Below are 18,799 nucleotides of genomic sequence, written 5' to 3'. Positions count from 1 at the left end.
GGTTAATAATGTGATCGCGGTGGTAAAACCGGCACAATTCAGGACGGTGCGGTTTGCGCACGGTATAGTGATGCCCCGTGAGCTTTGCAATGCAACGGAGAGGGAATCCATGCGTGACCATACCCCCACCACCCTAAGCGCCAGGCAGGCCGAGCACGATCCCAACTTTATGCTGTCTCTGGCTCGCGGGCTGGAGGTGCTTAACGCCTTTACCCCGCAGCGTCAGCGGCTGACCATTTCCCAGTTAAGCCAGAAAACGCAAATTTCCCGCGCGGCGGTACGCCGCTGCCTGTATACCCTCGCCGCGCTGGGCATGGTCCATAGCCCGGATGGCCGCCATTATGAGCTCTTGCCCCGGGTGCTGGCGGTGGGCCATGCCTATCTCGCCGGCACTCCGCTGGCGAAAGTGGCGCAGACGGCGCTGGATAGCCTCGGCAAAGCCCTCGGCGAATCCTGTTCGGCGGCGACGCTCGATGGGGATAACGTGCTCTATATCGCCCGCGCCGCGGTGAATAATTTACTGAGCGTCGATCTCGGACGCGGCAGCCGTCTGCCGGCGTGGGCGACGTCGATGGGTCGGGTATTGCTCAGCGCGCTGCCGGAGGAGCAGCTGGAGGTGACACTGTCACGCGCCGTGCTCATTCGCTACACCCCACACACCCTGTGCGATATGGCCGGGCTACGCGCGGAGATTGATCGGGTGCGCATGCAGGGCTATGCCCTCGCCGACCGCCAGATAGAGGTGGGCCTGTGCTCGCTGGCGGTGCCGGTGCTGTCGCGTCATGGCCAGGTGGTGGCCGCGCTGAATGTCGGGGTGCCGGCCGCGACGGTCAGCGCCTCGGCGTTAAAAGAGAAGGCCCTCGCCCCGCTACGCCGCGCGGCGATGGACCTGTCGCTACAGCTATAGCGCCGACGGCGGCTTCGTCGCCGTGGCGAGGCTGCGCCAGATCCCGGCGGCCAGCAGCAGAAGCATGACCCCCGCTGTCGCCAGCACCAGGCTGTGCGCCTGGGTAAAGGCCGCCTTCGCCGCCGCCATTAGCGCCTCCGCCACCCCGGCGGGCAGCGCCTGGGTCAGGCTGACCGCCTCGCCGATCGATGACGACGCCTGCTGCGCCATCGTCTCATTCAGCCCGGACGGTAGCACAATGGTGGCGCTGTAGCTGCGGGTGAGGATCAGGCCGAACAGCGCAATGCCGAGTCCGGCGCCCAGCTCATAGGCCATGGTTTCGATCGCCCCGGCCGCCGCCGCTTTCTCCTTCGGCGCCGCCGCCATAATGGCGGAGCTGGAGGCCAGCAGCGCGCTGGCGACGCTAAAGCCCAGCAGCGTCATCAGCCCCCAGGCCAGCCAGTGTTGAGTGCTGAAATCGGTCAGCGCCAGGCCCAGAAAGCTGAAGGCGCTCAGCAACATCCCGCCGGTAGCCACCTCGCGCAGTCCGAGCTTCGACACCAGCATCCCGGCAATCGGCCCGCTAAAGCCGCTGGCCACCATCACCGGCAGCATAAACATCCCCGCCTCGAACGGCGTTTTCTGATGCACAAACTGCAGCTCCTGCGCCATCAGCAGCTCAAAACCCACCAGGGTAATCAGGGCCGTCATCGCCATCATCACCCCGCTTAAAATAATGCGATGGGTGAACAGGCGCATATCCACCATCGGCCGGGCCGCCGACAGCTGTTTGCGGATAAACCAGGTCAGCATCGCCGCCCCGCCGATCGCCACCAGCGCGGTAAGCCACAGCGCCAGCTGGCCCTTCAGGGCCGATTTGGCGCTAAACACCAGCATCAGGATCGCCGCAATCAAAATGAGCGCCTGCAGCAGGTTCAGCGGCTGGTCGCGGCGCGCGGGCTGGCGCGGCACCACTTTCGCGTTAATGGCGATAACCACCAGCACAATCGGCACGTTGATCAGGAACACCGATCCCCAGTAGAAATGCTCCAGCAGCATGCCGCCCACCAGCGGGCCAAAGGCCGCGCCGCCGGAGCCCACCGCCGCCCACAGCCCCAGCGCCATATTGCGCTGGCTGGCCTCGGCGAAGGTGCTGCGGATCCCGGCAAGCGTCGCCGGAACGATCATCGCCGCCCCCACCGCCAGCAGGGCGCGGGAGGCAATCAGCGTCAGGGCGGTCGGCGACAGCGCGGCGCACAGCGAGGCGATGCCAAAAATAGCGCTGCCGAGCAGCAGCAGACGTTTAAAGCCGATTTTATCGCCAAGGGCGCCCATCGGCAGCACCATCCCGGCCATCACCAATGAATAGATATCAATGATCCACAACAGCTCATTACCGCTGCTGCCCAGCGCGACGCTGAGGGTCGGCGCGGCCACATGCAACACCGTGGCGTCAATCGCCACCGGAATATAAACCAGCAAAATCGCCATCAGCGTCATCCATTGCCGTGACATAGCGTGTACCTCAATGTTAGAACTTGGACACATGTCCAGGATGGCGATCCTGCCGGATTGTTGAACACATGTCCAACTTTTTGTTACACTCGGTTAAAGCCAGATATCAGCGGGGTTCTATGCACTATTTACAGCGGGATGAGCGACGGGAAGGGATTATGCAGGCCGCCATGCGCCTGGCGCTGCGTGGCGGCTTCAGCGCCATGACCGTCCGGCAGATCGCCCGCGAAGCGCAGGTGGCCGCCGGGCAACTGCACCACCACTTCGCCTCCATCGGCGAGCTGAAGTCCCAGGTGTTCATCCGTCTTATCCGCGAGATGCTCGACATGCCGCTGGTGGCGGAGGATGCCAGCTGGCGCGAGCGGTTATTCTCGATGATCGGCAGCGAGGATGGCCGGCTGGAACCCTATATCCGCCTGTGGCGGGAGGGCCAGGTGCTGGCCGACAGCGACCCGGACATCAAAGCGGCCTACCTGCTGACCATGACCATGTGGCATGCCGAGACCGTGGCGATCGTGGAACAGGGCCTCGCCTGCGGAGAGTTTCACTCGAGCGAGCCGCCGGTGGATATCGCCTGGCGTTTTATCGCCCTGGTGTGCGGCCTCGACGGGATTTACGCCCTCGGCACCCAAACCCTGGACGAGACGGCGTTTAGCCGTTACGTCAATAAGATGATTACGCTGGAGTTATTTTAGTTAAATTTTACATTTAGTAACAATTAATCCCGCTACGCTCTCCACGTGCTCTCCGACAGCACGTTTTTTTTATCTACGCTTTTTAGATAACGCCAATTAAGGGTTATTCACCGTCACCTTGTATTCAGCTGTTGACCTTATTTATTTACTCCATTCCGGGCAATTAGAGGGCAATATGTCGGTACAAAATGAGAAAGATAATCATTACCTTTTGAAAAACTGGCGGCCAGAAAATAAGGCCTTCTGGGAAAACAAGGGTCAGGCCATTGCGAGAAGAAACCTCTGGATATCAGTCACCTGCTTACTACTTGCCTTCTGCGTATGGATGTTATTCAGCGCCGTGGCGGTCAACCTTAATAAGGTCGGTTTTCATTTCACTACCGACCAGCTTTTTTTATTAACCGCACTTCCTTCACTTTCCGGCGCGATATTACGGGTCCCCTACTCCTTTATGGTACCCCTCTTCGGCGGGCGCTACTGGACCGTATTAAGTACAGTGATCCTAATTGTGCCTTGTATTTGGTTAGGCGTGGCGATCCAGAATAGTGCTACTCCATTCTGGGTATTTATTGTTATTGCGCTGCTGTGCGGTTTTGCCGGGGCTAATTTTGCTTCCAGTATGGGAAATATCAGTTTCTTTTTTCCCAAAGCCAAACAGGGCAGCGCGCTGGGGGTCAACGGCGGCCTGGGCAATCTCGGGGTCAGCGTGATGCAGATGGTCGCCCCGGCGGTGATCTTCCTGCCGATCTTCACCTTCCTCGGCGTCCATGGCGTCACCCAGCCCGATGGCTCGACCATGGCCCTGAGTAATGCGTCGCTCGTCTGGGTACCCCTCCTGCTGCTTGCCACCGCTGCCGCCTGGTTCGGTATGAATGATATCGCCAGTTCGAAGGCCTCGATTCGCGATCAGCTTCCCGTACTCAAGCGTCCGCATATGTGGCTGTTGAGCCTGCTCTATCTGGCGACTTTCGGCTCATTTATCGGCTTCTCCGCCGGCTTCGCCATGCTGGCGAAAACCCAGTTTCCTGCGGTCGACATTCTCAAGCTGGCTTTCTTTGGACCGTTTATCGGCGCGCTGGCGCGCTCATTCGGCGGGATCATCTCCGACCGTCTGGGCGGTGTGCGGGTGACGCTGGTCAATTTCGTGCTGATGGCGCTCTTTACCGGTCTGCTGTTCCTCACCCTGCCGGGCAGCGGATCCGGTAGCTTCCTCGCCTTCTACGTGGTGTTTATGGGGCTGTTCTTAACCGCCGGGCTCGGCAGCGGCTCCACCTTCCAGATGATCGCCGTCATCTTCCGTCAGCTCACCATCGAGAGCGTGAGGCAGCGCGGCGGCAGCGAAGAAGAAGCGCAGCATGAAGCCGTAACCGATACCGCTGCCGCGCTGGGCTTTATCTCGGCAATTGGCGCCATCGGCGGCTTCTTTATCCCGAAAGCCTTCGGCACCTCGCTGGCGATGACCGGTTCGCCGGTCGGGGCGATGAAGGTCTTCTTCGTTTTTTACGTGGTTTGCGTATTGGTGACCTGGCTGGTCTACGGCCGACGTAAACCCGCTTAACCATAACGATTTATCTGCCGGATGGCGGCTTCCGCCTTATCCGGCGTACGCGTTCGTTCGCTCATCCGGCCGGGTGGCACGATGCCGGACATCATCGGAGCAGGAGAAATGTCATGAGTAAACTACTGGATCGCTTTCGCTACTTTAAGCAGAAAGGCGAAACCTTTGCCAACGGCCACGGTCAGGTCTACAACAACAACCGTGACTGGGAAGACAGTTACCGTCAACGCTGGCAGTTCGACAAAATTGTCCGCTCCACCCACGGCGTGAATTGCACCGGCTCCTGCAGCTGGAAAATTTATGTCAAAAACGGTCTGGTGACCTGGGAAACCCAGCAGACCGATTATCCGCGTACCCGCCCGGATCTGCCGAACCATGAACCACGCGGCTGCCCGCGAGGCGCCAGCTACTCCTGGTATCTCTATAGCGCCAACCGTCTGAAGTACCCGCTGGCGCGTAAACGGCTGATTGCGTTGTGGCGCGAAGCACTGGCGCAGTTTCCCGACCCGGTGCAGGCCTGGGATAGCATCATGCAGGATCCGGCCAAAACCACCAGCTATAAAGCGGCGCGCGGCAAAGGCGGCTTTGTCCGCTCCAGCTGGAAAGAGCTGAATCAGCTCATCGCCGCCGCCAACGTCTGGACCATCAAACACTACGGCCCGGACCGTGTCGCCGGGTTCTCTCCGATCCCGGCGATGTCGATGGTCTCCTACGCGGCGGGTACCCGCTATTTATCCCTTATCGGCGGCACCTGCCTCAGCTTCTACGACTGGTACTGCGATCTGCCCCCGGCCTCGCCAATGACCTGGGGCGAGCAGACCGACGTGCCGGAATCCGCCGACTGGTACAACGCCAGCTACATTATCGCCTGGGGCTCCAACGTGCCGCAGACCCGGACCCCGGATGCCCACTTCTTCACCGAAGTACGCTACAAAGGCACCAAAACCATCGCCATCACCCCGGACTATTCGGAAGTGGCCAAACTGTGCGACCACTGGCTGGCGCCGAAGCAAGGTACCGACAGCGCGCTGGCGATGGCCATGGGCCACGTCATCCTCAAAGCCTTCCACCTTGATAACCCGAGCGATTACTTTCTTAACTACTGCCGCACCTATACCGACATGCCGATGCTGGTGATGCTTGAGCCGCGCGACGATGGCAGCTATGTGCCAGGCCGCATGCTGCGCGCCTCCGATCTGCTGGATGGACTGGGCGAAATGAATAATCCGGAATGGAAAACCGTCGCCTGCACCGCCGACGGCGAACTGGTGGCGCCAAACGGTTCCATCGGCTTTCGCTGGGGCGAAAAAGGGAAATGGAATCTCGAACCGCTGGCTGACGGCAAAAAGGTGGAGCTCACGCTGTCTCTGCTGGATATTCGCGACAGCGTGGCGTCAGTCGCCTTCCCCTACTTCGGCGGCAATGAAAACCCGCATTTCCGCAGCGTGCCGCAGGCACCGGTAACCCTTCATCCGCTCCCGGTGAAACAGCTGACGCTGGCCAGTGGCGAAAGCGGCCTGGTGGTCAGCGTATATGACCTGATTCTGGCTAACTACGGCCTGGACCGAGGGCTTGATGATGTCAATGCGGCGAAAGATTTCGCCGAGGTTAAAGCCTATACCCCGGCGTGGGCGGAGCAGATCACCGGCGTGCCGCGCCAGCATATCGAACAAATCGCCCGCGAGTTCGCCGATACGGCGCATAAAACCCATGGCCGTTCAATGATTATCCTCGGCGCCGGGGTAAACCACTGGTACCACATGGATATGAACTACCGGGGGATGATTAACCTGCTGGTGTTCTGCGGCTGCATCGGCCAGAGCGGCGGCGGTTGGTCGCACTATGTTGGTCAGGAGAAGCTGCGCCCGCAGACTGGCTGGCTGCCGCTGGCGTTCGCGCTGGACTGGAACCGCCCGCCGCGGCAAATGAACAGCACCTCCTATTTCTACAATCACGCCAGCCAGTGGCGCTATGAAAAACTGACCGCGCAGGAGCTGTTGTCGCCGCTGGCCGACGCCAGCAAATTTAGCGGCAGCCTTATCGACTTCAACGTCCGCGCGGAACGGATGGGCTGGTTGCCTTCTGCGCCACAGCTCAACGTCAACCCGCTGACCATCAAGCAGCAGGCCGAGGCCGCCGGGCTATCGCCTTCGGAGTTCACGGTGCGGTCGCTAAAATCCGGCGAGATCCGCTTTGCCGCCGAGCAGCCGGACAGCGGCAAAAACCATCCGCGGAACCTGTTTATCTGGCGCTCTAACCTGCTGGGATCGTCCGGTAAGGGGCATGAGTACATGTTGAAATACCTGCTCGGGACCGACAGCGGTATTCAGGGGGATGAACTGGGCGCCAGCGATGAGGTGAAACCTGAGGAAGTCGAGTGGCAGACGGCGGCTATCGAGGGCAAACTCGACCTGCTGGTGACGCTGGATTTCCGCATGTCCAGTACCTGTCTCTTTTCCGATATTGTTCTACCGACCGCCACCTGGTACGAAAAAGACGATATGAACACCTCGGATATGCATCCGTTCATCCACCCGCTTTCCGCCGCCGTCGACCCGGCGTGGGAGGCAAAGAGCGACTGGGAGATTTACAAAGATATCGCCAGATCCTTCTCGCAGGTCTGCGTCGGCCATCTCGGGAAAGAGACCGACGTGGTGCTGGTCCCGCTGCAGCATGACTCTCCGGCAGAGCTGGCGCAGCCGTTCGAGGTGCTTGACTGGCGCAAGGGCGAATGCGATCTGATCCCCGGGAAAACCGCTCCGTCGATTGCCCTGGTGGAGCGCGACTATCCCGCCACCTGGGAACGCTTCACCTCTCTCGGTCCGCTGCTCGATAAGCTTGGCAACGGCGGAAAAGGCATCTCGTGGAATACGCAAAGCGAAGTCGATTTCCTCGGCAAGCTTAACTACCTCAAGCAGGACGGTCCGGCCAAAGGCCGGCCGCGGATCGACAGCGCCATTGACGCCTCCGAAGTTATTCTTAGCCTCGCGCCGGAAACCAACGGCCAGGTGGCGGTGAAAGCCTGGCAGGCGCTGGGAGAATTTACCGGTCGCGACCACACTCATCTGGCGCTGAATAAAGAGGATGAGAAGATCCGCTTCCGCGATATTCAGGCGCAGCCGCGCAAGATCATCTCCAGCCCAACGTGGTCCGGACTGGAAAGCGAGCACGTCTCCTACAACGCCGGTTATACCAATGTGCACGAACTGATCCCATGGCGCACCCTCTCCGGGCGGCAACAGCTGTATCAGGACCATCCGTGGATGCGGGCTTTTGGCGAAAGCCTGGTGGCTTATCGCCCGCCCATTGATACCCGCAGCGTCAGCCAGATGAAGGCCGTGCCGCCGAACGGTTTTCCGGAGAAAGCGCTGAACTTCCTGACCCCGCACCAGAAATGGGGGATCCACTCCACATACAGCGAAAACCTGCTGATGCTGACGCTGTCGCGCGGCGGGCCGATCGTCTGGCTCAGTGAAACTGACGCCAGAGAGCTGTGCATTGAAGATAACGACTGGATTGAAGCGTTCAACGCCAACGGCGCCCTCACCGCCCGGGCGGTGGTGAGCCAGCGCGTGCCGCCGGGGATGACCATGATGTATCACGCTCAGGAGCGGATTATGAACATCCCGGGTTCGGAAGTGACCGGCCGCCGCGGCGGCATTCATAACTCCGTCACCCGCGTCTGCCCGAAGCCGACGCACATGATCGGCGGCTACGCCCAGCTGGCCTATGGCTTTAACTACTACGGCACCGTCGGCTCCAACCGCGACGAGTTCATCATGATCCGCAAAATGAAAAATATTGCCTGGCTGGATGACGAAGGTCGCGATCAGGTACAGGAGGCGAAAAAATGAAAATCCGTTCTCAGGTTGGAATGGTGCTGAATCTGGACAAATGCATCGGCTGTCACACCTGCTCGGTCACCTGTAAAAACGTCTGGAGCAGCCGGGAGGGCATGGAGTACGCGTGGTTCAATAATGTGGAAACCAAACCGGGCATTGGCTACCCAAAAAACTGGGAAGACCAGGAGCAGTGGCAAGGCGGCTGGATCCGCGGCATCAGCGGTAAACTGACGCCCCGCCTCGGCAATCGGGTTAGCGTGCTGTCGAAGATATTCGCCAACCCGGTGCTGCCGGCGATTGACGATTACTACGAACCCTTCACCTACGATTACCAGCATCTGCACAACGCGCCGGAGGGAAAATATCTGCCTACCGCCCGCCCACGCTCGCTGATCAGCGGCGAGCGGATGGATAAAATTGACTGGGGCCCGAACTGGGAGGAACTGCTCGGCGGTGAGTTCGAGAAACGCGCCCGCGACCGTAACTTCGAAGCCATGCAGAAAGAGATGTACGGCCAGTTCGAAAACACCTTTATGATGTACCTCCCGCGCCTGTGCGAGCACTGCCTCAACCCGAGCTGTGTGGCCACCTGCCCGAGCGGCGCCATCTACAAGCGTGAGGAAGATGGCATCGTGCTGATAGACCAGGACAAATGCCGCGGCTGGCGGATGTGCATCAGCGGCTGTCCATATAAAAAAATCTACTTTAACTGGAAGAGCGGTAAGTCGGAAAAATGCATCTTCTGCTATCCGCGCATTGAGTCCGGGCAGCCAACGGTGTGCTCCGAAACCTGCGTCGGGCGCATCCGCTATCTCGGCGTCTTGCTGTATGACGCCGACCGTATCGAAGAAGCTGCCAGCACCGAGCATGAAACCGACCTCTATGAGCGCCAGTGCGAGGTATTCCTTAATCCAAACGATCCGGCGGTCATCGAGGAAGCGTTAAAACAAGGCATCCCCCACAATGTCATTGAGGCGGCGCAGAAATCGCCGGTCTATAAGCTGGCGATGGACTGGAAGCTGGCCCTGCCGCTGCATCCGGAGTATCGCACCCTGCCGATGGTCTGGTATGTGCCGCCCCTGTCGCCGATCCAGTCGGTTGCCGACGCCGGCGGCCTGCCCAACAACGGCGCCATCCTGCCGGCGGTGGAGAGCCTGCGCATTCCGGTCCAGTACCTGGCGAACCTGTTGAGCGCCGGGGATACCGGACCGGTATTGCGCGCGCTGAAACGGATGATGGCGATGCGCCACTACAAGCGCTCGCAAACCGTCGAGGGCGTGACCGATACCCGGGCAATTGAAGAGGTGGGACTCAGCGTTGAGCAGGTCGAAGAGATGTATCGCTATCTGGCGATCGCCAACTACGAAGACCGCTTCGTGATCCCCACCAGCCATCGCGAACTGGCGGAGGATGCCTTCCCGGAACGCAACGGCTGCGGCTTTACCTTCGGCGACGGCTGCCACGGGTCAGATACGAAATTCAACCTGTTTAACAGCCGGCGGATTGACGCCATCGACGTCAGCGGCGTGCGTAAGCATGGGGAGGGCGAGTGATGCGGATCCTGAAAGTGCTCGGTCTGCTGCTGGAGTATCCCGACGAGGTGCTGTGGGAGAACCGCGACGAAGCCCTGGCGCTGGTCAGCGCCGATATCCCTTCCCTGACGCCCTTTGTCGGGGAGCTGCTGGCGGCGCCGCTGTTGGATCGCCAGGCCGACTGGTGCGAGGTGTTCGAGCGAGGGCGCGCCACCTCGCTGCTGCTGTTTGAACATGTGCATGCTGAGTCCCGCGACCGTGGCCAGGCGATGGTGGACCTGATGAATCAGTATCAGCAGGCAGGTCTGCTGATCGATTGCCGTGAACTGCCCGACTATCTGCCGCTGTATCTGGAGTATCTCAGTATTTTACCCCTCGCCGACGCCCGCGAAGGGCTCCAGAATATCGCGCCGATTCTGGCGCTGATCGGCGGCCGCCTGAAGCAACGAGAATGCTCGTATTATCAACTATTTGACGCCCTGTTGGAACTGGCAATAAGCCCGCTCACCAGTGACAGCGTCACCAAACAGGTGGCGGGAGAAAAGCGCGACGATACCTCTCAGGCGCTGGACGAAGTGTGGGAAGAAGAGCAGGTGAAGTTTATTGAAGATAATGCGACCGCTTGCGACAGCTCGCCTATGCAAGCTTATCAACGACGCTTTAGCCAGGATGTGGCGCCGCTGTACGTCGACATCCGCGCCGGAGGCCCGAAATGATCCAGTATCTGAACGTCTTCTTTTACGATATCTACCCTTACCTTTGCGGCGCCGTGTTTCTGCTTGGCAGCTGGCTACGCTACGACTATGGGCAGTATACCTGGCGCGCGTCATCCAGCCAGATGCTGGATAAACGCGGGATGGTGCTATGGTCGAACTTGTTTCATATCGGCATTCTCGGCATTTTTTTCGGCCATCTCTTTGGCATGCTGACCCCGCACTGGGTCTACTCGTGGTTCCTGCCGATGTCGCAGAAGCAGCTGATGGCGATGATCCTCGGCGGCGTGTGTGGGGTGCTCACCCTGGTGGGCGGCATCGGCTTGCTGGCTCGCCGCCTGACCAACCCGCGCATTCGCGCCACCTCCACCACGGCAGATATTCTGATCCTGTGCATTTTGCTGATTCAGTGCGCGCTGGGGCTGACGACGATCCCCTTCTCCGCCCAGCATCCGGACGGCAGCGAAATGCTCAAGCTGGTGGACTGGGCGCAGGCGGTGGTCACCTTCCACGGCGGCGCCTCGGCGCATCTGGACGGCGTGGCCTGGATTTACCGCGTCCACCTGGTGCTGGGGATGACCATCTTCCTGATCTTCCCGTTCACCCGTCTGGTTCACGTCTGGAGCGCGCCGGTGGAATATTTCACCCGCCGCTACCAGGTGGTGCGCTCCCGACGCTGAGCGCTGGCGGCTGTTATCCTTCATCCTAACCGGTAGCCCGGACGCGGCCTTCGCGCGAGTCCGGGTAGTTATCGACCCGGCTCCAGCCGTTATGCCGGGTGGCGGCTGTCGCCTTACCCGGCCTAGAGGGCCCTCTCACAGGCTCATCCCCCGTAGGCCCGCACAAGCGCAGCGCCGCCGGGCAAGATATCAGGCACGGTACCTGTAATTTCGCCGGGCGGCGGCTGTCGCCTTACCCGGCCTGCAGGGCCCTCTCACAGGCTCATACCCCGTAGGCCCGCGCAGGCGCAGCGCCGCCGGGCAAGATATCAGGCACGGTACCTGTAATTTCGCCGGGTGCCGGCTGTCGCCTTGCCCGGCCTACAGGGCCCTCTCTCAGAGCTCATCCCCCGTAGGCCCGTGCAGGCGCAGCGCCGCCGGGCAAGATATCAGGCACGATACCTGTAATTTCGCCGGGCGGCGGCTGTCGCCTTATCCGACCTACAGAGCCCTCTCACAGAGCTCATCCCCCGTAGGCCCGCGCAAGCGCAGCGCCGCCGGACAAGATATCAGGCGCGGTACCTGTAATTTCGCCGGGTGGCGGCTGTCGCCTTGCCCGGCCTACAGGGCCCTCTCACAGGCTCATCCCCCGTAGGCCCGCGCAAGCGCAGCGACGCCGGGCAAGATATCAGGCACGGTACCTGTAATTTCGCCGGGTGGCGGCTGTCGCCTTACCCGGCCTACAGGGCCCTCTCACAGGCTCATCCCCCGTAGGCCCGCGCAAGCGCAGCGCCGCCGGGCAAGATATCAGGCGCGGTACCTGTAATTTCGCCGGGTGGCGGCTGTCGCCTTACCCGGCCTACAGGGCCCTCTCACAGAGCTCATACCCCGTAGGCCCGCGCAAGCGCAGCGCCGCCGGGCAAGATATCAGGCACGGTACCTGTAATTTCGCCGGGCGGCGGCTGTCGCCTTGCCCGGCCTGCAGGGCCCTCTCACAGGGCTCATACCCCGTAGGCCCGCGCAAGCGCAGCGCCGCCGGGCAAGATATCAGGCTCAGTACCTGTAATTTCGCCGGGTGGCGGCTGTCGCCTTACCCGGCCTACAGGGCCCTCTCACAGAGCTCATACCCCGTAGGCCCGCGCAAGCGCAGCGCCGCCGGGCATGAGGAGATTTACTTCCCGGCTTCCGGATGGGTATCGAACGCCGCCATCACCGCCGCCAGCGCCGCTTCGCTGAAGCCATGTTTAGGATCGTCCACGCCGAGGCCGAAGCGGGTCTGCAGCCCTTCGTACAGCGCGGAGACATCGGCAAAATCGACCTTCTCCACCACGTGGTTATTCTCCCAGTGGGTAAAGTGGAAATTGGTGAGGGTCATTTTGCCGCCGTCAGGCAGATGACGGCACATCAGCAGGTGGTGACGGAAGTGGGACTGCGGCCAGTGCGCCGACCAAAAGTTTCCCATTACATAATCAGACGCATACTGGCGGCCTAAATCGAAATGGTACATCGACTGCCAGTGCTCGTGATGGTTGAACTGCAGCGTCCACTCATCCCCTTCATGCACCAGACGATAGCTGCCGTGCGGCGTATGCTGCGGGATATCGGCCAGCAGCTTGATCGGCGCGGTCAGCGTCTGGCCGCCGAAGCCAACGTCGGCTACCCAGCGCTCGCCCGCCACTTCCACCAGCAATAAACGGTGAGTGCGCGGCGGCATCTGCGGCGGATTGGCCAGCACCACCCGGCCAAGCAGGCTGCGAACGTTAAAGCCTATTTCGCGCAGCGCGCGCTCCAGCAGGCCATTTTGTTCAAAACAATACCCCCCGCGGCGGCCGGCGATCAGCTTCTCTTCCAGTGCCAGGTCGTCAAGATGGATCTCGCGCGGCAGCAAGACGTCGAGGTTTTCAAAGGGGATGGCGCTGTTATGCTGCAGATGCAGTTGGCGCAAGGTATCAATGGAAACTTCAGGTTCGCCCGTCCAGCCCAGACGGGAAAAATAGGCGCGTAAAAAGGGACTCATCAGGGTCTCCAGCTGTAGGTGTCCGACATTTATAGCCTATTTTTCCGCGCCGACCCTCTTTTTTGTGCGCTTGCCGTTAACCGCGCGTGCTGCGCTGCATCAGCGCCAGCGCCGTCAGCATCAGGACCAGACCGGTCAACAGCGTCAGGCTGGCCATCGCCATGCCCTGACCAACGGATCCTTGTTCAAACTGGCGCCAGATAAACACCGCCACGGTCTGCGTGCCGGCGGGCGACAGCAGCAGCGAAGTCACCAGCTCCCGGGACGCCACCGCAAACACCATCAGCATCGCCGCCAGCAGCGCCGGAAAGACCAGCGGCAGGACAATCAACCGCAGCGCCCGCAGCGGCGACGCGCCGTGCACCCGGGCGGCGGGCTCAAGGTTCGGGCCCAGCTGGCGCAGCGCGCTGCCGACATAGCGCACCGGCCAGGGCAGCAGCAGGCAGCAATAGGAGAGCATCAGCATCCACAGCGTGTTGTAGGGCGAGCGCGGCCAGAAGGGCTGATTCCACAGCAGGATCAATCCCACCCCCACCACCACGCCGGGCAGCGCCGCCGGCATCAGCGACAGCGCATCCACCACCCCGCGCCCTTTGATCTTCTGCACCATTACCAGCCAGGCGGCCAGCAGCCCCAGCGCGCCGACGATCAGCGCCGAACCTAACGCCAGCGACAGGCTGACGCCGAGGGCCGACAGGGCGTCGCCCTGCTGGTCGAACAGCGCCGCGAAGTGACGCAGCGTGACATTCTCCAGGCTCACCCCGCCCGAGAGGGTGCCCATCAGGCTGGTGAGCATCATCGAGACGGCGGGGACCCCGACCGCCAGGCCGCCGACGGCCGCCATCACCAGCAGCGCGGGCAGCGTCATCCAGCCCAGCGACGCTCCGCGGTTTTCTCCCGGTTTACCGGTGACGCTGGTGACCTCCTTCTCACCCACCAGCCGCGTTTGCAGCCACCAGGCGAACAACGCCACCGCCATCAGCAGCAGCGACAGCAGCGCAGCGCCGGTGAGATCCACCGGCCAGTCGGCCAGCTTTTTCTCAATGCCCACCGTCAGCATCACTACTCCCGCCCGACTGCCCAGCGCCGCCGGGACGCCAAACTCCTCGATGGCGAGAGTAAAGGCCAGCAGCATCCCCGCCGCCAGCGCCGGGGAGAGCATCGGCAGCGTCACGTGCCAGAAGGCGCGCCAGGCGCTGGCGCCATGGACCCGGGCGACCATCGCCAGCCGTTGCCCGCTCGCCAGCAGGCTGCGGGAGACGGCAAAGTAAACCACCGGAAAAATGTTAAAGGTCATCACCAGCACGATCCCGCTGCGGCTGAACAGCAGATCGTTTAGCTGCCAGCCGGTCAGCTGCTGCAGATAGCCCTGGCTTTGCAGAGCCAGCATCCACGAGAGCGCCGAGATATAGGGCGGCGTCAGAAAGGGGATCAAAAACAACAGGTCCCACAGCCGGGGTAGCGGCAACGAAAACATACCGCGCAGAATACCGAGCGGCAGGCCGATCATCACGCTGGCCAGCGCCACGCCGCCGGCAATCCACAGCGTACCGCCGAGCATCGACGGCAGCTGGGGGTCGGCCAGCAGCGGCCAGACGCCTCCAAAGACGTCATGGAGCGAACCGGCGCTAAAATGGGGGAAAATCGCCTGCAGCAGAATAAACAACAGCGGTAACGCGACCAGCAGCGTCAGGGCGGCAAGCGTCACGCCGGAAAGGAATTTTTGTTTCACAGCGGTTCCTGAAACGAAGCGTTCTCCGGCGGCCAGCGCCGGAGAACCGTGTCAATTAGTGGGCATACAGCTGACTGAAGCGGCTGAGGACGGCGCTACGCTCGCTACTCCCCTCGCCGCTGGTGGGCAAGACCTTCAGCGCGTCCAGCAGCGGGCGTTTGGCGGCCACATCGCGGCGAGCGGGCATCAGCCAGGCGTCGGCGACCCGCGCCTGACCTTCCGGCGACAGCACGTAATCGATAAAGGCTTTGGCCTCGTCGGCATGACGGCTGGTTTTGAGGATCATCATCGGGCGCGGGGCGATCACCGTCCCGCTGGCCGGGAAAATCACCTTCAGCGACTCGCCCTGCTGGATATTGCCGTAGGAGACATAATCCACCGCGCCGAACACCGCCGCTTTCGCCCCCTGCATCACCGGCGTCACCGCCTGGGCGTTGGGGCCGCTGACCACCATGCCGTTCTTTTTCAGATCGTCAAACAGCTGCCAGGCCTGGTCGCCCATGCTGTTTTGCAGGCCAATCAACAGATCCAGCGACGCGCCGGAGAGCGACGGGTCGGGCGTGGTCACCTTGTCTTTAAACGCCGGCTGGGTGAGGTCGCGCCACTCTTTCGGCTCCGGAGTGCCGCTTTTGCTGTTCCAGACGATGCCAAGCGCCGAGACTCCCTGGGCGATATAGTCCGCCGATTTCAGATTAGCCGGTACCTTGTCGGCGTTGGCGCTGTGAAAAGGCAGCAACCAGCCCCGGTTGTGCAGATCCTCCGCGGTATCCCATGAAGCGGAGATCAGCACATCCGCCTGCGGGTTGGCCTGCTCGGCCTCCAGACGGGCCATCACTTTGCCGGTGGTGGCCTGGAAAACGGTCACCTTCACCCCGGTCTGTTGTTCAAAACCACTGGCCAGGTTTTTCGCCAGCGAGCCGGGGCCGGCGGTGTAAACGGTCAGCGCATGGGCGCTGGAGAGCATCATGGCGGAGAGAGCCATCGCGAGTACCACTCCTTTCTTAACGGTCATAACGGTGTTCATGCAACTTCCCCTGAGGTTGGCGTAACGGCGCGGACAGCGGCCACGCGGCCCGCGGATAAGTGGACGATCCGGTCGGCTAACAGGTCGGCTTCACGGCGGTCGTGGGTGACATACACGGCGGTGGTGCCGAGCTGTCGCAGCAGACGGCTCATTTCGCCACACAGCGATTCGCGCAGTTCGCTGTCCAGGTTGGAGAGCGGCTCATCAAACAGCAGCACCCGCGGCTCGGCGACGATCGCCCGCGCCAGCGCCACCCGCTGCTGCTGGCCGCCGGAAAGGCCTGAAGGTTTACGTTCCGCAAAGCCGTGGAGGCCCACCCGCGCCAGCGCCTCGCTCACCCGGCGCTCGCGTTCGGCGCGGGCAACGCCGCGCATGCGCAGCGGAAAGGCGACGTTCTGCGCCACGCTCATATGCGGCCAGAGGGCGTAATCCTGGAAAACCATGCCGATATCGCGCTGTTCCGGGGGCAATCCCCATCCTGCGCGGGCGACCAGCCGATCGCCAAAGCGGATTTCACCGCTGGCCGGCACGGTCAGCCCGGCCAGCAGGCGCAGCAAGGTGCTTTTGCCGCAGCCGGACGGGCCCAGCAGCGCCACAATGCTGCCGGGTTCGATATGCAGCGAGAAGCCATCGAGAATGGAGGTCTCTGCGAAGGCGAATGAGACCGCCTGCAGAGTGATAGGGGTCAGCGCGCGCATTGTCGCCCTCCCTTGCGGGAAAGCAACCCCTGCCCGGCGGTCGACATCCGACGGGGCGCGCTCACCTGGGATAACATCAGGGGAGCCAACATATTGTGATCCTCTTTGGGACTTTGTGCTGGCGACTATAGTCAGACGAGATGACGTATTGATTACATTTTCATTGCGGCTTAACGTGTTACCTGCCAACCGACCCATTACTCAAGGAACGCCTATGAGCCGCTTTCGCCACGTGGAACTGCAGTATGCCAGCCGCCTGCTCAACCACGGCCCGACCATTTTGATCACCAGCTACGACGCTGCCTCCGACCGGCGCAACGTCATGGCCGCCGCCTGGTCGATGCCGGTGGAATTCGCCCCGCCGCGGGTGGCTATCGTGGTGGATAAAAGCACCTGGACGCGGGAAATCATCGAGCGCAACGGCACCTTCGGCATCGTGGTTCCCGGCGTGGCCGCCGCCAGCTGGACCTACGCGGTCGGCAGCGTCAGCGGCCGCGATGAAGACAAATTCAATGCTTACGGAATTCCGGTGGTGAGCGGTCCGGAACTGGGACTGCCGCTGATCGAGGAGAAGTGTCTGGCATGGATGGAGTGCCGCCTGCTGCCGGCGACGGCGGCCCAGGAGCAGTACGATACGCTGTTTGGCGAAGTGGTTTCCGCCGCCGCCGATGAGCGCGCGTTTGTCACCGGACGCTGGCAGTTCGATGACGATAAGATCAATACCCTGCATCATCTGGGAACCGGCAATTTTGTCGCCAGCGGCCGGCACGTGCGGGCCAATACTCCGGAAGAGTAGCTCTCCTCGCCTCCGGGGCAATCCTTCACCACCCTGCGCGTCTCTCCCGGGGGCGGCGCGCAGCGCCTTGCCCGGGCTACCGGGCCGCAGACCGCTGAGGACGCGTAGCCCGGACAGATGCGCAGCATCGCCTCCGGGGAGAGAACTAGCGCTGCAAACGCCGCCGGTCTTCGCTGGGCGTCAGGCCAAAAACCTTTTTATATAAAGTGGTAAAGTGATTACTGTTGGCAAAGCCGCATAGATAGGCCACTTCGGTAATCGTCATATCGGTCTCGCGTAATTTTACGCGCGCCGAAACTAATCGCAGACGCTTTAAATAATTATCCGGCGTCAATCCCGTCGCCTCTTTAATATGGCGAAAAGCGGTACGCGTGGTCAGATGGAATTTCTCCGCCAGCTGCTGCCAGTTATGCTCTTCAAAACAGTGCTCCTGTAACCAGGTCAGCAATTTATGCAGCTTATATTTGGTGGTGCTATATTCGGCTTCGGTTTCGGCATGCAGAATCGTCGTCACCAGCTGGAAAAACGCGGCTTCGCGCAGAGCAATATTTTGCTCCTGCCGCAGCTCGGCAGAAAATATCTTATCCACCAGTTCCTTGCAGATATGGCGGGTGTCCGGCGCCAGCCAACCGTAGCAGGACGCATTCTGCGCAGAGAAAGTCTGTAATAAGGTATCGAGAGGCTGTAAATAATGAAAGCCTACCAACGGATTAATCAGCACATTAATTAACTTAAGCGTTCCCAGCTCATCATAATAATGAACGTCACCAGGCTGAACGTAAAAAACGTCGCCCTGTTGAATATATAGTGGCCTGCCATTAATAACGTGTAAACCGTGCCCTTCCTCAACGATCACCAGCTCAGCAAATTCATGACAATGTTCATGGCTATTATCTTCCGGATCGCTGGCATACATGCCCAGCTTATCCTGCGGATGGGTGAAATAATACTCAACGGTCAACATCATCATCTATAAAGTCCAAAACGGCTTACGGCGCAGAGGCAAGATAATGCATTTTCCCGACCGCCACGAGCAAGATTTTTGGAATTGTGATCGGCAACCCGCCCATCTCATTATCAGTGCCAATCTGGCAAATGCATTGGCATTGCCAGAGTGGTTGCCCCCCTGGCC

14 protein-coding genes are annotated in these 18,799 nt (G+C 61.0%); 8 read left to right on the top strand and 6 right to left on the bottom strand.

Going from position 1 to position 18,799, the window contains the following annotated elements; all coding sequences use genetic code 11:
• Window positions 1-70: 70 nt before the first annotated feature.
• Complete coding sequence (locus tag ACLH1U_RS03385) at window positions 71-907, top strand: IclR family transcriptional regulator C-terminal domain-containing protein (protein WP_072420104.1); 837 nt, start codon at window positions 71-73, stop codon at window positions 905-907.
• On the opposite strand, the gene kmrA is transcribed toward ACLH1U_RS03385, so the two are convergent.
• Entirely contained in the window at window positions 902-2,401 is a 1,500-nt protein-coding gene (gene kmrA, locus ACLH1U_RS03380) for an efflux MFS transporter KmrA (protein ID WP_072420103.1), read from the bottom strand. The two genes, ACLH1U_RS03385 and kmrA, sit on opposite strands and share 6 nt — an antisense overlap.
• Window positions 2,402-2,520: 119 nt before the next feature.
• On the opposite strand from kmrA, the gene ACLH1U_RS03375 reads away from it, so the two are divergent.
• From ACLH1U_RS03375 to narI, 6 genes are all read left to right on the top strand, one after another.
• Window positions 2,521-3,096, top strand: a complete 576-nt coding sequence (locus ACLH1U_RS03375) for a TetR family transcriptional regulator (protein ID WP_032429166.1) — start codon at window positions 2,521-2,523, stop codon at window positions 3,094-3,096.
• Window positions 3,097-3,271: 175 nt separating this feature from the next.
• The gene (locus ACLH1U_RS03370; RefSeq protein WP_411299044.1) at window positions 3,272-4,654 is read left to right on the top strand and encodes a NarK family nitrate/nitrite MFS transporter; all 1,383 of its coding nucleotides are present in this window, start codon (window positions 3,272-3,274) and stop codon (window positions 4,652-4,654) included.
• Between the two features lie 113 nt (window positions 4,655-4,767).
• Window positions 4,768-8,508, top strand: a complete 3,741-nt coding sequence (locus tag ACLH1U_RS03365) for a nitrate reductase subunit alpha (protein WP_411299043.1) — start codon at window positions 4,768-4,770, stop codon at window positions 8,506-8,508.
• Window positions 8,505-10,049 (top strand): nitrate reductase subunit beta, encoded by a 1,545-nt coding sequence (gene narH, locus ACLH1U_RS03360; RefSeq protein WP_004202708.1) that lies wholly within the window; start codon window positions 8,505-8,507, stop codon window positions 10,047-10,049. Before ACLH1U_RS03365 ends, narH begins: the two co-directional genes overlap by 4 nt.
• Window positions 10,049-10,744, top strand: coding sequence for a nitrate reductase molybdenum cofactor assembly chaperone (gene narW / locus ACLH1U_RS03355; protein WP_102004064.1), 696 nt, complete (start codon window positions 10,049-10,051; stop codon window positions 10,742-10,744). Before narH ends, narW begins: the two co-directional genes overlap by 1 nt.
• Window positions 10,741-11,421 (top strand): respiratory nitrate reductase subunit gamma, encoded by a 681-nt coding sequence (gene narI, locus ACLH1U_RS03350; protein WP_023289864.1) that lies wholly within the window; start codon window positions 10,741-10,743, stop codon window positions 11,419-11,421. The genes narW and narI overlap by 4 nt, the downstream gene beginning before the upstream one ends.
• 1,150 nt (window positions 11,422-12,571) lie before the next feature.
• Here the strand turns inward: narI and nhoA are convergent.
• The 4 genes from nhoA to ACLH1U_RS03330 all read right to left on the bottom strand — a co-directional run bounded on the left by nhoA (window position 12,572) and on the right by ACLH1U_RS03330 (window position 16,871).
• Window positions 12,572-13,417, bottom strand: a complete 846-nt coding sequence (gene nhoA, locus ACLH1U_RS03345; RefSeq protein WP_102002927.1) for an N-hydroxyarylamine O-acetyltransferase — start codon at window positions 13,415-13,417, stop codon at window positions 12,572-12,574.
• Window positions 13,418-13,493: 76 nt separating this feature from the next.
• Complete coding sequence (locus tag ACLH1U_RS03340) at window positions 13,494-15,149, bottom strand: ABC transporter permease (RefSeq protein ID WP_411299042.1); 1,656 nt, start codon at window positions 15,147-15,149, stop codon at window positions 13,494-13,496.
• 55 nt (window positions 15,150-15,204) lie between these two features.
• Window positions 15,205-16,173 carry an ABC transporter substrate-binding protein gene (locus ACLH1U_RS03335; RefSeq protein ID WP_411299041.1) on the bottom strand — a complete coding sequence of 323 codons (969 nt, stop codon included), beginning with the start codon at window positions 16,171-16,173 and terminating at the stop codon, window positions 15,205-15,207.
• Window positions 16,170-16,871: an ABC transporter ATP-binding protein gene (locus ACLH1U_RS03330; protein ID WP_411299040.1), complete on the bottom strand. Its 702-nt coding sequence runs from the start codon at window positions 16,869-16,871 to the stop codon at window positions 16,170-16,172. Before ACLH1U_RS03330 ends, ACLH1U_RS03335 begins: the two co-directional genes overlap by 4 nt.
• A gap of 214 nt (window positions 16,872-17,085) precedes the next feature.
• Here ACLH1U_RS03330 and ACLH1U_RS03325 point away from each other — a divergent pair, with 214 nt between their 5' ends.
• Window positions 17,086-17,667, top strand: coding sequence for a flavin reductase family protein (locus tag ACLH1U_RS03325; protein WP_048297612.1), 582 nt, complete (start codon window positions 17,086-17,088; stop codon window positions 17,665-17,667).
• A 145-nt stretch (window positions 17,668-17,812) separates the two neighbouring features.
• Here ACLH1U_RS03325 and ACLH1U_RS03320 read toward each other — a convergent pair whose 3' ends face one another.
• Window positions 17,813-18,637, bottom strand: coding sequence for a helix-turn-helix domain-containing protein (locus tag ACLH1U_RS03320; protein WP_110243342.1), 825 nt, complete (start codon window positions 18,635-18,637; stop codon window positions 17,813-17,815).
• Window positions 18,638-18,799 lie beyond the last annotated feature (162 nt).

It is taken from the genome of Klebsiella sp. 1SOBk5mer, from assembly GCF_046603115.1.
GTDB lineage: Bacteria > Pseudomonadota > Gammaproteobacteria > Enterobacterales > Enterobacteriaceae > Klebsiella > Klebsiella quasipneumoniae.
The sequence above is the reverse complement of the archived record's forward strand: the minus strand, read 5'-3'. Positions and strand labels throughout refer to the sequence as shown.